This window comes from Chryseobacterium nakagawai (assembly GCF_900637665.1).
GTDB lineage: Bacteria > Bacteroidota > Bacteroidia > Flavobacteriales > Weeksellaceae > Chryseobacterium > Chryseobacterium nakagawai.
On record NZ_LR134386.1, the window covers coordinates 3,624,875 to 3,638,106 of the forward strand.

Annotated in this window: 12 protein-coding genes; 7 read left to right on the forward strand and 5 right to left on the reverse strand. The window is 34.3% G+C overall.

All coding sequences use genetic code 11. The annotated features are described in order from the left end of the window. The first annotated feature begins 24 nt into the window (after positions 1-24). From EL260_RS16380 to EL260_RS16390, 3 genes are all read left to right on the forward strand, one after another. On the forward strand, positions 25-651 hold the full coding sequence (locus EL260_RS16380; protein ID WP_123856314.1) for a class I SAM-dependent methyltransferase: 627 nt from the start codon (positions 25-27) through the stop codon (positions 649-651). Positions 652-833: 182 nt separating this feature from the next. Next, entirely contained in the window at positions 834-1,568 is a 735-nt protein-coding gene (locus EL260_RS16385) for a DNA-formamidopyrimidine glycosylase family protein (RefSeq protein WP_123856315.1), read from the forward strand. Positions 1,569-2,116: 548 nt separating this feature from the next. Next, positions 2,117-2,773 carry a glycosyltransferase family 32 protein gene (locus EL260_RS16390; protein ID WP_123856317.1) on the forward strand — a complete coding sequence of 219 codons (657 nt, stop codon included), beginning with the start codon at positions 2,117-2,119 and terminating at the stop codon, positions 2,771-2,773. Here the strand turns inward: EL260_RS16390 and EL260_RS16395 are convergent. Further along, positions 2,770-3,105, reverse strand: a complete 336-nt coding sequence (locus EL260_RS16395; protein WP_123856319.1) for a DMT family transporter — start codon at positions 3,103-3,105, stop codon at positions 2,770-2,772. The two genes, EL260_RS16390 and EL260_RS16395, sit on opposite strands and share 4 nt — an antisense overlap. A 1,052-nt stretch (positions 3,106-4,157) precedes the next feature. On the opposite strand from EL260_RS16395, the gene EL260_RS16400 reads away from it, so the two are divergent. The 4 genes from EL260_RS16400 (at position 4,158) to EL260_RS25630 (ending at position 6,326) form a co-directional block, all read left to right on the forward strand. Then, entirely contained in the window at positions 4,158-4,877 is a 720-nt protein-coding gene (locus EL260_RS16400) for an AAA family ATPase (protein ID WP_123856321.1), read from the forward strand. After that, complete coding sequence (locus EL260_RS16405; RefSeq protein WP_123856322.1) at positions 4,874-5,620, forward strand: YggS family pyridoxal phosphate-dependent enzyme; 747 nt, start codon at positions 4,874-4,876, stop codon at positions 5,618-5,620. The genes EL260_RS16400 and EL260_RS16405 overlap by 4 nt, the downstream gene beginning before the upstream one ends. A 5-nt stretch (positions 5,621-5,625) precedes the next feature. Next, complete coding sequence (locus EL260_RS16410) at positions 5,626-6,060, forward strand: hypothetical protein (RefSeq protein WP_123856324.1); 435 nt, start codon at positions 5,626-5,628, stop codon at positions 6,058-6,060. Positions 6,061-6,152: 92 nt separating this feature from the next. Further along, positions 6,153-6,326, forward strand: a complete 174-nt coding sequence (locus EL260_RS25630) for a hypothetical protein (protein WP_164466532.1) — start codon at positions 6,153-6,155, stop codon at positions 6,324-6,326. A 141-nt stretch (positions 6,327-6,467) separates the two neighbouring features. Here EL260_RS25630 and EL260_RS16415 read toward each other — a convergent pair whose 3' ends face one another. From EL260_RS16415 to EL260_RS16430, 4 genes are all read right to left on the reverse strand, one after another. Continuing rightward, positions 6,468-7,163 (reverse strand): aspartate/glutamate racemase family protein, encoded by a 696-nt coding sequence (locus EL260_RS16415; protein ID WP_123856326.1) that lies wholly within the window; start codon positions 7,161-7,163, stop codon positions 6,468-6,470. A gap of 278 nt (positions 7,164-7,441) precedes the next feature. Beyond that, positions 7,442-8,707, reverse strand: coding sequence for a hypothetical protein (locus EL260_RS16420; RefSeq protein ID WP_123856327.1), 1,266 nt, complete (start codon positions 8,705-8,707; stop codon positions 7,442-7,444). 139 nt (positions 8,708-8,846) lie between these two features. Continuing rightward, positions 8,847-11,705: an aminomethyl-transferring glycine dehydrogenase gene (gene gcvP / locus EL260_RS16425; protein ID WP_123856329.1), complete on the reverse strand. Its 2,859-nt coding sequence runs from the start codon at positions 11,703-11,705 to the stop codon at positions 8,847-8,849. 622 nt (positions 11,706-12,327) lie between these two features. Then, positions 12,328-12,975 (reverse strand): J domain-containing protein, encoded by a 648-nt coding sequence (locus EL260_RS16430; protein ID WP_123856331.1) that lies wholly within the window; start codon positions 12,973-12,975, stop codon positions 12,328-12,330. Between the last annotated feature and the right edge of the window lie 257 nt (positions 12,976-13,232).

Genomic DNA, 13,232 nt, shown 5'->3' on the forward strand with positions numbered 1-13,232 from the left:
TTGATACAACTTAAACTATTAAAAATGAAAGACAACGCATGGCTTGACAAATGGAATGAAAGATATACCCACGAGGAATTTGTATATGGAACAGCTCCCAATAATTATTTGGAAGAACAACTCAAAAAATTAAATCCCGGCACCATTCTGTTTCCTGCTGACGGTGAGGGAAGAAATTCTGTTTACGCAGCATTACAGGGTTGGAAAGCATCATCTTTTGACATTAGTGAACAAGGCCGGCACAAAGCTTTACAACTTGCAGAACAGAATGATGTAACCATCGATTATGAGGTGGGAGAACTCCAAACATTGGATTATCATAAACACCAATTTGATGTGATTGCTCTTATTTATGCCCATTTTCCAGCAAATATTAAATCATCCATCCATCAAATGCTGGATCAATATCTTCGAAAAGGTGGATTTATTATTTTCGAAGCTTTCAGTAAAAAACATCTTGATTACGTCACAAAAAACGAAAAAGTAGGTGGTCCAAGAGACATCAATGACCTATTTTCTATAGAAGAAATTAAAGCAGATTTCCCTGACTACTCTATCATAGAGCTTCAGGAAACGGAGATTGAACTTAAGGAAGGATTATTTCACAACGGAACAGGCTCTGTGATCCGCTTTGTAGGACAAAAACAATAGATATCACCCACATTATTTTTATTCTGTAGGAATCTGGTTCTAAATTTTGGAAATGCCTTAATGAGGTTCCTACGGAATGACAAATGGAATAGTTCAATCATTATTTTAAGTTCCGGCTATAGTGAGTTCTATATTTTAATTTTACGGAATAGTATTTGAACTTTTACAAGAAAAGTAACACCATGCCTGAAGGTCCATCTATTATTTTAATGAAAGAAAACCTGTTGCAATTTGTTGGTCATAAAGTAACAGAAGCATCTGGCAATGCAAAATTTGACAAGGAACCATTTATGGGTCAAATACTTCGTGAGATCCGTACTTTTGGAAAACAAACCTATCTGGTCTTTGAAAAATCCGCCATTCGTATTCATTTATTGATGTTTGGGTCTTATAGTATTAATGAACAGACGAAGCCGGACAAGAGCTTAAGGTTAGCGCTGCTTTTCTCGAGTGAAGGGATGTATTTTTATACCTGCTCTGTAAAAACTGTTGAATTGGAATTTCTTTCCACTATAGACTGGGAAGCAGATGTGATGAGTGATCTGTGGAATCCTGAAAAAGCTGAAAAGAAGCTGAAAGCCCATCCACAAATGATGGTATGTGATGCTTTAATGGATCAGAATATATTTTCAGGAGTTGGAAATATCATTAAGAATGAAGTTCTTTTCAGAATTGGTGTACAACCGGAAAGCTTAATGGGGAATCTTCCTGCTAAAAAGCGAAAGGAACTTATTGCAGAAGCCAGAAATTACAGTTTCGAATTTCTTGAGTGGAAAAGAGAATTTACGCTTAAAAAACACTGGCAGGTTCATACAAAATCCACCTGCCCGATTTGTGGACAGAAACTTACTAACAAACAAACCGGCAAAGGAAAAAGGAGAAGTTTTTTTTGCGAAAAAGACCAGCAACTTTATTAAAGAATAGAATCCATTTATTTTGTTATTAATGGCACAGATCATTCAGATTATCACTTATTAATTTCTTACAAAGATCTACAAACAGTTTAAAAAGCATCACCTATTTCTCACTGTACGGGATTATCCGGTATGCAATTGCCTCTACTCCTTCTTACTTTCTTTACTGCTTATTTTCTATATTAATTTCTCTTAACAATTTTCTAATATCATTTTAATCCCCTTAATGGTATTTTAATTCCATTCCAAAGAACTTTTAATTTGGTCACTTTAGTTTTGTACCTGATAGAAAAATAAAAAACAGTTATAACAATTTTAATGACAGTGAATTACTTTCTAAAATTTATAAATTTTTACAAGAAAATAAAGTATTAAATGTAATATTTAGAACATAAATATTTAACCATTTTTATAAAATATAATCAAATTACCAATAAAACTATTCCATTAAAACCACCATCAACTTCTTTTTCATGAAAACTTATTAAAACATGAATCACATTAATAAAAGCAACTTCATGCTTAACTAATAATGATGATAAAAAAAGAATATGGCTATACCCAAACAAATATTTCAGACTTTTAAAACAAAAAAGCTGCCTTTACTTACAAAATTTTACATTTGGAATATGAAAAGGAAAAATCCTGAGTATCAGTATTTTTTCTATGATGATCATGATATCGTAAAATTTTTGTCTGAAGAATTTCCACCACAATATATTCACTGTTATAACAGGCTCACCATTGGTGCAGCAAAAGCAGATTTTTTCAGATATGCTATTTTGTACAAAAAAGGAGGAGTATATCTGGATGTAGACAGTACAATAACCAAACCTTTTAGGCGACTTATTAAAGATGAAGATGAAGCGGTACTCAGTAGAGAAAGACATGAAAATCTATATGTTCAATGGGCTCTTATTTTTAGAAAAGATCATCCTTTTCTAAAGAAGACACTGGAACTAATGCTTTATAATATAGAAAGCCACTGTTATCCTAATAATGTACATGCTACTACAGGTCCTACTGTATTCACTGAAGGGATAAAACAATCTTTAGAAGAAAATCCGGATATTCCCTATACCTTATTTAATGGAATTGAATTCCGTGGTTATTTACAATTCAAATATAAGCTGGGAAAATTTTTTTTGTATAAAAGCAGATCACAGCATTGGAAACAGCTTCAAACCACACAGGATATTATTATTTAATGAGTTCCCATCTTTGAAAACACATTAATGACAACTACTCCCAAAATAATTAGAGCTATCCCGATAATGGCAGGCAGATCCGGAATCTGTTTAAATGCCACCACTCCAATGATTGTGATGAAAACGATTCCTACTCCAGACCAGATCGCATACGTAACACCCACCGGAATCTGACGAAGGCTCAAACTTAAAAAATAAAAAGCGCAGGCATATCCTATTACCGTAACAACGGATGGCCATAATTTTGAAAACTCTTCTGATTTTTTCAGAAAGGTTGTGGCTATGATTTCAAATACAATGGCCAAAGCCAAAAAAAGGTAACTGCGTCCCATAAAGTATTATTTATACAAAAGTAACAAAAGCTTTCTGTTGTTTTAAAAAAGAAGTCCTCAAGTTCTATATTTCGCTTTGCTGAGTTTAGATTTAAATCCCAATAAGATGACAAATGAGAGTGGCATTTCTGCTTCTGACATCATCAAAATGTCATAGATTCTGACAGCTGATAAAAAAATAACCGCAAAAAATCACCGATAAAAATAAATTTCCTTAACGTAGAAATCTATTTTACACTGAAATTTTACACAATAAAATTCATTTCAGACTGATACTATGCGCTGCATTATTTATTGTTTGTTTTATCAAGTCTAATATATAAGTCTGTAAACGGTTAACGTTTTCATATTTTTTTAAAGGCGAAGTAATAAATATATTAATAAATTCACAATAATACATTAACAAAATGTAAACAAAAAATCTCTTAAAAATTAAATAAAACATCCATAACACACTGATATACATCATAGTGTTTTACTTTGGCACGTGATTTGAAAGCTGTAATATTGCAATTGAAAGATTAATAAAAAAAAGTCAAATAATTAAAAATAATACAAAATGGTAACTTATATCGGTATCGCAACATGTTTAGTAGTATTCTCATCCTATTTTATGACAGTAAGAAGAGAAAGAAACTAATCATTAAAATCAATAAGCCTATAGCAAAACTATACTAATTATATTGTTTTATGTTTTTACTCTGAGAGATCAGATCGCTCTTTTACCAATGTGGTAAAAGGGCCCAAAAACATAACAAAAAGATCTTAGTTTCATAACAAATTTTAATATCCAAATGAATAAATCCGAACTCATGCTCGGATTTATTTTTTTTTGATAATGAAAACAGTTTCCATCAAGCTGGACATTCAATGTATCTATACTTTGAAAAAGAGAATACAATTAAAACCACACCATTACTCATTACTCATTACTCATTACTCATCATTAATAATGCTCTCCCTGGCCTACCCGTTTATTCTCAATCAGGATGCTCTGCGTCATGTAATAAAGCCTTATCTTTGTTAGATTCAAGAAACTATTAATTGTCATCATGAATCTGTACAACCTTATTATTCAAGATAAAGACCAGGTAAGCCTTAACGATGTATTTCTCAATAAAAACAACAGAGATCAGCTTGTACAGCTTATTAAGGAACATACTTACAGCAAGGAACTTCAGGAGTACGGTCTTCCGGTGAATCATAAAATCCTTCTTCAGGGAAGCTCAGGATGTGGAAAAACAATGACGGCCAAAGCAATTGCCAATGCACTCGGAAAAAACATCATTATTTTAAACTTAAGCAATATTGTTTCTTCCAGAATTGGTGAAACATCCCAAAATATTAAAATGATTTTTGATAAAGCGGCAAGAGAAAGATCTGTCCTTTTCCTTGATGAGCTGGATCAGATCGGAAAAGCAAGAGGGAGCGATGATAAGGATGTCGGGGAAATGAGAAGATTGGTCAATACTTTACTACAACTTATTGATTATTACCCTGAAAATGCACTTTTACTGTGCGCTACCAATCACCCTGAGATTATTGATACTGCTCTATTGAGGCGCTTTCAGCTTAGAATCAATTTTGAGATGCCTTCTGCCGAGTTTCTGGATACTTTCTATGACACTTTGCTCAGTCGATTTCCTGAGGATATGAGAGCCATTGAAAGAAAGTACACTATTTCATTTGCAGAAGCTAAAGACCACGCTTTAACAGCCGTTAAAACAGCTTTAATTCATAAACTGGAAACCAAAGAAACAATTCAATCATGAAAGAAGATCTCCTTCATAATCTGGAAGTCATCAATACGCGGATTAAAAATGCCTGTGAAAAAGCAGGAAGAAATCCTCATGAAGTTAAGCTTCTGCTGGCTACAAAAACAGTTTCCTCGGAGCGTATTAAAATCGCATTAGAAAATGGGCAAACCTTGATTGCAGAAAATAAAGTTCAGGAACTAAAGGAGAAATATGAAGATCTAAAAGGAATACCCCATGTCAATCATTTTATCGGACATCTTCAGACTAATAAAATTAAAGATATCTTACAATATGATGTTGCCTGTGTTCAATCTCTGGATCGTTTAGAGCTCGCAGAAAAACTACATCAAAGACTTTCAGCCGAGAACAAGACTATTGAAGTTTTGATTCAGGTAAATACCTCCAATGAGGGAAGTAAGTTTGGTGTACCCCCCGATCAGGCTATTGAATTAACCAGAAAAATTTCAGAATTTCCTACATTGAAAGTAAAGGGTTTGATGACTATCGGCTTATTCAGTACCGAAGCAGAAAAGGTAAGACCATGTTTTAAAATCCTTAAAAACCTGCAACAGGAAATCATCCGCGAAAACATTTCAAATATAGACATGAATGAATTATCGATGGGAATGAGCACAGATCTTGAAACAGCGATAGAAGAAGGTGCTACCATTGTGCGGGTAGGAACCGCCGTATTTGGAGCGAGAATCTATCCGGACAGTTATTATTGGAACGAAGAGAACCCTAAACATAATCAATAAAAACTATGTTTTCATATATATTTGAGAGAGCAATAAAAGATGAAAAGACATTTAAAGATGTGAATGATGCTGTATGTAATTCGTTGAAAGAAAGACAAATGAATGATATACATATTCAAGATAATGTAATCATAGGAAAAGATAGTCTTATTAAACTTGATTTTTCAAAAAGATCTCCTCTGATCATATCGCCTGGCAAAGAATATTTCATTTATAATGAAAGCGCAAAGACATTAATCTACAAGGTAGAAGCCTTCTATCTTATCTTATTTAATCTGATATACGCAGGGATCCTTTTCTTAATTTTATATTTCTTCGCTCAGCATTTAATTATAGAGCTAGTAATTCCCAGCCTATTTTTTATTATTATTACGATGGTCGATTATTTTCAACATCAGGCAGCCATTGATAGAATCTCCAGAAAAATAAATGAAAACTGAGGGCAATACCTACTCATAAACACTTTACGCATAGTCTATAAAATCGGTATACTTTTTGATTATAAAACATTAATAACCAAACAAATGCAATTATGATCAGAAAATTATTTTCGGGCTGTCTATTGATGACAGTATTATTCTTTTATTCTTGTGAAAAAGAAAACACACAGATGAAAAGTGGAATCTCCATTGAAACGATTTCAATGATTACCGTTCTTACTATGGGAATAGCCATTCTGGTGGCTTACAGCTATAAGAGACGATAAAGAAAGAAATATAGCACATCAACAAGCCACTCCAAAATGGAGTGGCTTTACTTATATTTGAAATCTTAGAAATAAAATAATGATTTAGGTGGAATACTTGTCCAAATCAGAAGCTTATTTCTCTGTTGGATACCCTATATATTATGATGTTAAAGCCCATTCAACTGCATTTTCAGCATGTATTTGGGCAGTTGCAAAGAGGTCTATAGATACATCTTCTTGCTTAATGAGCAACTCAATCTCTGTGCAACCCAAAATAATGGCTTCAGCACCATTTTTCACAAGCTCACCAATAACTTTCAGATAGTAGTGTTTTGAACTTTCCTTAATGATACCCTTTACTAGTTCTTCATAGATAATCCGATGGATCTCATTTCTCTGGTCTTCTTCGGGAACAGTTATTTCAATACCATATTTCGTTTTATATCGTTTTTTTAAAAAATCCTCTTCCATTGAAAATTGGGTAGCCAACATTCCCAGTTTCGTATATGATTTCTTTTGAATTTCTGCTGCTGTACTGTCTACGATATGCAGTAAAGGAATATTTATATTTTGTTCAATTGCTTCCGCCATTTTATGCATAGTATTCGTGCAGATCAAAACAATATCAGCACCACCACGCTCTAATCGCTGAGCAGCGGCGATCATCTTTTTCTCAAGTGTTTCCCAGTCTCCTTGATGTTGCAACAATGCAATTTCACCAAAATCTACTGAATACATCAAACACTCAGAAGAATGGCTTCCTCCTAAAATTTCCCGTGTTTTTCTGTTTAAGATCTGGTAATACAATACCGAGCTTTCCCACGACATTCCCCCGATTAAACCAATTACTTTCATCTTTATTTAAAATTTAAAGAAAGATAGGAAATAATCCTTTATTATTAATAAAAGGGCAGTGTCTACCATCAATATAAACCAGCAAAAGAGACAAATATTCTAAACTTAATCTATTTTGTCCGCTCCGCAAAGCCTGCCGAATTTGTGGAATAACAAAACAAATCCCTCTCATTACTGAAAGGGATTTGTCTTATCCAGAAAAATTCTGATTACCTATGGCAATCGGTATCCTCTTATCAATTCTTCAAATCTAAAATGATAATTTGGAAGCCGGCATCTTAATTTTGAATAATCACCAGTGTATTCCCTTTGAAATACAGATAGTTACCTCTACTATAGACCCATTGTTCTATTACGGATTCTTTACTTTTTATAGTATTTACAACGATTGGGCTTCCCCAGGACATTTCACACATTTCTTTGGTCATACCAATCACCACCCTGCTGTCGTTAACCAGGTTACCATATTTTTCTCCAAACATTTTAACAAGAGTCCGCCGTGATTCTTCATGATCTTTAGCAATCTTTGCCTGCTTAGCAATTTCCTCCTTCTTTAAATCTTCCAGTTTCTGCCGTTTTATTATTTCACGGGCATTAAAGTCTTTTTCAGTGATAAATCTTCCTTTTTCAATCATATCATCAACAGTCACTCTTATCTCTTCTCCTTTTGTATTTTTAAGAAAGAAATAAGGAACAAGTTCAAAATTATCTTTTGTATCTACAAAACTAAAATCGGTACACATCCATTTATCATTCTGTTTTATATATACAGTGTTTCCTGTATTTATATCTGTGAACCCGTTTAAATCCCATTCGGCAATAACGTTATTGGATGAATACAGCTTTTTCAATTTTGTAAAGAATGAAACAAGAATAAAAGGTCTGTGCTGAATACCATCATCCCTTCTGACTTTCCATAAAATAGTATCTTTAGAGACATTATCTTTTAGTTTAAATAAATATATATTGTTTACCCCTCCGTCTACATCTCCTAATTTAACATCTGTTTTTTTTGATGCCAAATCTTTAGGATCAATACTGTTCTTAAGCACCACATCTAATATTGTAAAATACTTTCCTTCCAGAGCCGCTCTTTTTGTATGAAAAATCCCAGTCATTTCTGTTGCTCCGAATACTCTATACTGTTCAAAAGAAGGAGCGTATATGTACGTAGAATCCATAGCAGAATTTAAATATTTATTTTTACCTGCTTTCGTTCCAATACCCGGATTCAACTGTTCATAACTATAAGTTGGTATTTTTTTTACAGGAACTTTATTTTTATAGTAGAAATTTTCCGTAAGTGAATCATCCATCGTTTTTTTAAACTTAGACTCATATTTTTTAGACTTGGGTATATAATATAATGTCTGTCCTATAAACTGATAAAAATCAATGGCCTTTTTTTGATATGATATATTGACCAGACTATCATAAGCTTTTGGTTTTTGTACAATTTTTTCGCCGGTATTCTCTTCACGAATCGTGATCTGCCCGAAAGATTTGAAGCTTACTAATAACAGTAAGGCAAAAAGCAATTTCATAGTTATTATGTTTTTATAAATTTATATGATCTGTGGAATATAAGATAATGATAACTCACAGGTTTTAAAAGTCGCAAAAATACAAAAAAAGTCCCTTTCATTACTGAAAGGGACTTCTTATATCTGGAAAAAATTCTGATTACATATAAGCTTCAATCGGCTCACAAGTACATACTAAGTTTCTGTCTCCGTAAGCTTCATCTACTCTTGATACAGAAGCGAAGAATTTGTGATCCCTTACCCACTCTAGCGGATAAGCTGCCTTTTCTCTGCTGTATGGTTTATCCCAAGAATCAGAGATCACCAATTGTTCTGTATGAGGAGCATTTTTCAATACGTTATTTGCCGGGTCAGCCTGTCCGTTCGCAATCTCATCAATTTCATGTTTGATAGAGATTAAAGCCTCTGCAAAACGATCAATTTCTGACTTGCTTTCAGATTCTGTAGGCTCAATCATTAATGTTCCTGCCACAGGGAAAGAAACCGTAGGAGCATGGAAACCATAATCCATTAATCTCTTCGCTACATCAGCCACTTCAATTCCTAAAGATTTGAATTGACGGAAATCTACGATACATTCGTGAGCTACTCTTCCGTTTTCGTTTGAATATAAAATTGGGAAGTGCTCAGCTAAAATTAACTTAAGGTAGTTAGCATTCATAATGGCATGTCCTGTTGCTTTTTTCAACCCTTCAGTTCCTAACATTTTAATATAAGAATAAGAAATGTTTAGAATTAATCCTGAACCGTAAGGTGCTGCAGAAATACCATCAATAGCTTCTTTAGTTCCAATTTTGATGTTTGCATTGGAAGGAAGGAATGGTACCAAGTGCTTAGCCACACAAATTGGACCTACTCCAGGACCTCCACCTCCGTGAGGAATAGCAAAAGTTTTGTGAAGATTTAAGTGACAAACATCTGCTCCAATGTTTCCTGGACTTGTAAATCCTACCTGAGCGTTCATGTTAGCACCGTCCATATAAACCTGTCCTCCATGTTCGTGGATCAGGTTGGTAATTTCCTTGATATTAGCATCAAAGAATCCGTAAGTAGACGGATATGTAATCATTACAGCTGATAAATTAGCTGAATGTAATTCTGTTTTAGCTTTAAGATCTTCGAAGTCGATTTCCCCGTTTTCAAGGTTTTTCACGACTACGATTTTCATTCCTGCCATTGCCGCAGATGCCGGGTTAGTTCCGTGTGCAGACTGAGGGATCAATACTACATTTCTGTGGTGGTCTCCTCTTGAGATATGGTATTCTCTGATAACCATTAATCCTGCATATTCTCCCTGCGCCCCTGAATTTGGCTGCAATGAAGTTCCTGCAAAACCAGTGATGGTTGCAAGATCTTTTTCAAGCTCTGCAATCATTTGCTGATATCCTCCAGCCTGGTCTACCGGTACGAACGGATGTACACTTCCCCAATCTGCCCATGAAAGTGGCAACATTTGAGTAGCTGCGTTCAGTTTCATCGTACAAGATCCTAAAGAGATCATTGAGTGAGTCAATGATAAGTCTTTTCTCTCAAGACGTTTGATGTAACGCATCAATTCTGTCTCCGTGTGATATCTGTTGAATACTTCTTCTGTAAGAATCTGATCCTTTCTAAGGTTTTCTTCAGGAATGCTGTATCCTTCTTTGATTTCTAACTTGAAAGTCTGCTTGTCTTTGAACTGAGCGAAAGAAGCCATCAGATAATTTAATTTCTCCAATGTAGTACTTTCGTTGATCGCAATGCTTACAACACCTTCTGTGAAGTAGTTAAGGTTAAGTCTGTGATCCTGCATCATTCTCATCAGTCTTCCTTTCTCTTCTTCAGGCATCGTGATTTTTACTGTATCAAAGATCGGCTCTTCTACAACCTGATATCCTAATGCTGCAAGTCCTCCTTTCAAAGCATTTGCTTTAAAGTGAATCTGATCTGCAATATAGTTTAATCCTTTTGGTCCGTGGTAAACAGCATACATACCAGCCATTACTGCTAAAAGAACCTGAGCAGTACAGATATTAGAAGTTGCCTTCTCTCTCTTGATGTGCTGTTCTCTAGTTTGTAACGCCATTCTTAGTGCACGTTTCCCGTACATATCCTGAGAAACTCCGATGATTCTTCCAGGAATATCTCTTTTATATTCTTCTCTACAAGCAAAGAATGCTGCGTGAGGACCTCCGTATCCTAATGGAATACCAAATCTCTGAGAAGTACCTACCGCACAGTCAGCACCCATTTCAGCCGGTGATTTCAATTTCACCAAAGCCATCGGATCACAGGCAACTGCTACCTGAAGGTCTAATTTTTTATATTCTACGATATTTTCTGTATAATCCAGAACGATTCCGTTTTTACCAGGATATTGTAATAAAACACCATAATAAGAAGTGTCAAATGCATGAGTTTTGTGATCTCCTACTACCACTTCAATTGCTAACCCTTCAGCCTTAGTTTTCAATACAGAGATTGTTTGAGGCAATACAAGGTCAGAAATAAAGAATTTATTCGCTTCACCTTTCTTCTGATCTTTAGTTCTGTTGTTAAAGAACATGTGCATTGCTTCAGCAGCTGCAGTAGATTCATCCAACAAAGAAGCATTAGCAAGACCAAAACCGGTTAGGTCACACACTACAGTCTGGAAATTAAGAAGAGCTTCCAGTCTTCCTTGTGCAATTTCAGCCTGATATGGAGTATATGCAGTATACCAGCTAGGGTTTTCAAATATGTTTCTTTGAATTGCTGATGGCAAAAGGGTATTGTGGTATCCGAAACCGATATAACTTGTATAATCAGTATTTTTTGATGCCAATTCTTTAGAATGGTTCAGCATTTCGTATTCCGAAAGTGGCTCTGAGATCTCAAGATCTTTTTCTAAACGGATGGAAGAAGGAATGGTCTGAGAAATTAACTCTTCAATACTAGAAACGCCAAGTTTTTCCAACATCGCCTGTTTATCGGCTTCATTTAGGGAAATGTGACGGCTCACAAACTGTTCTGTATTCATTTTTATTTATTAGATTTTGTTTGTAAAAAGATGGGTAAAATTACAATTTTTTACACGATTGTACAACAGCATATTTTCCATGATAATTCACTAAATAGTTTACTTATTACAAACCTATCAGCTTTTGATAACAATCGGATAAAGTTTAATCTATTTTAAACAGCCATTATCTCAATTATACAAATAGTATTCAACAAGACAATCATTTTATTACCAATAAGACAATGAAGATTCATTGAAAATTGGGTGAAATTTTCAGGTAAAAGTTAAAATAGCAAAAATCTGTTTTTATTTATAACAGGTAAAAAATAAAAGTATAGGTATGAAAAATGTGAAAATTCACATATAAAACAGAGTACGGTTTTAAGGGCAATCGACTTCATAAATAGGGCTTCGCATTGCTATTCATCAGGTTTCAAGAATTTTATGAAATTTTATTAATTATATTTATTCTAAATTAATATATTTGCAACATGAATATGATTGTCCCGTTTAAAGTTCCACCTTTGGCACCTGTGTATGCATTTAACAATGAAGAGATGTTTTGCGAAAAGAAATCTTGCTGCAAAAAATTCAAGAAAGGGAAAAGATGTAAAAAGTGTCCTGGAAGGAAGAAAATGGCTTAAAAAAACTCCTTTATCAGGAAATATAAAGCTATCACCAGCACAATAATACCCCAAAACAGCATTACAATTTTAGGCTGCCCGGATTTGTTGATCTCCGTTCTCGGTTGTGATTTAAACATTTCCTCCACTGTATTTTTGAATTTGTCCGTATCATTTTCAAAAACCTCAGTAATAGTAATTCCCTGAACTACAGTTTTATGCAATAATGAGTTTGTTGCATGAAGCAATAGTTGAAATTTTCCATCTTTGAATTCTGTGATCTTAAAGATCCTTTCCCCATATGGCTTTTCAAGTCCGAAAGGCAAAACTTTTACTACATCAGCATTGCTTGTCTGCCAGTTGATAATAATCTCCTCTCCTCTTTTTGCATGAATTTTATTGGCTGTAAAAGTCTTTATTGCAGGAGGAATATTATATCTAAAGCTTCGCTGATGACTTTCTAAATTCTGATCATAACTGCGTCTCCTGATTGGATCACTCAACATTTCATACGCTTCCTGAATTTCGCGGAAACGGTCTGCAAAGAAATCATCATTATCATTTTTATCGGGATGATATTTTAGAGATAGCTTCCGATACGCTTTTTTGATGTCTTCTTCCGAAGCATCCTGAGGTATACCGAGAAAATAGTAGTAGTCTTTCATTGAACAATACAAAAATAAGGATTTATTTTTCTTTTTACTTTGTATTCATCGTAAATAATAAGCAGGTATTTCTGACAATTCCAAAGTCTGATAGTAATTGTTGGAACGCGCAAGGGCGCAAAGAAGACTAACAGGCTTTATATTTTTAAGACGCAAGGATCTTATCTGCGAAAAGTTGAATACTGCCTATTTGATGGCCACTAATCCACGAATGAGTTTACTTGTATAAAATCTATGTTCCCTTTAGTTTGTAAACT

Bases quoted from the DNA above. Each gene is read 5' to 3' on its own strand.
- EL260_RS16380 (WP_123856314.1), top strand. From the start codon at position 25: ATGAAAGACAACGCATGGCTTGACAAATGGAATGAAAGATATACCCAC.
- EL260_RS16385 (WP_123856315.1), top strand. From the start codon at position 834: ATGCCTGAAGGTCCATCTATTATTTTAATGAAAGAAAACCTGTTGCAA.
- EL260_RS16390 (WP_123856317.1), top strand. From the start codon at position 2,117: ATGGCTATACCCAAACAAATATTTCAGACTTTTAAAACAAAAAAGCTG.
- EL260_RS16395 (WP_123856319.1), bottom strand. From the start codon at position 3,105: ATGGGACGCAGTTACCTTTTTTTGGCTTTGGCCATTGTATTTGAAATC.
- EL260_RS16400 (WP_123856321.1), top strand. From the start codon at position 4,158: ATGAATCTGTACAACCTTATTATTCAAGATAAAGACCAGGTAAGCCTT.
- EL260_RS16405 (WP_123856322.1), top strand. From the start codon at position 4,874: ATGAAAGAAGATCTCCTTCATAATCTGGAAGTCATCAATACGCGGATT.
- EL260_RS16410 (WP_123856324.1), top strand. From the start codon at position 5,626: ATGTTTTCATATATATTTGAGAGAGCAATAAAAGATGAAAAGACATTT.
- EL260_RS25630 (WP_164466532.1), top strand. From the start codon at position 6,153: ATGATCAGAAAATTATTTTCGGGCTGTCTATTGATGACAGTATTATTC.
- EL260_RS16415 (WP_123856326.1), bottom strand. From the start codon at position 7,163: ATGAAAGTAATTGGTTTAATCGGGGGAATGTCGTGGGAAAGCTCGGTA.
- EL260_RS16420 (WP_123856327.1), bottom strand. From the start codon at position 8,707: ATGAAATTGCTTTTTGCCTTACTGTTATTAGTAAGCTTCAAATCTTTC.
- gcvP (WP_123856329.1), bottom strand. From the start codon at position 11,705: ATGAATACAGAACAGTTTGTGAGCCGTCACATTTCCCTAAATGAAGCC.
- EL260_RS16430 (WP_123856331.1), bottom strand. From the start codon at position 12,975: ATGAAAGACTACTACTATTTTCTCGGTATACCTCAGGATGCTTCGGAA.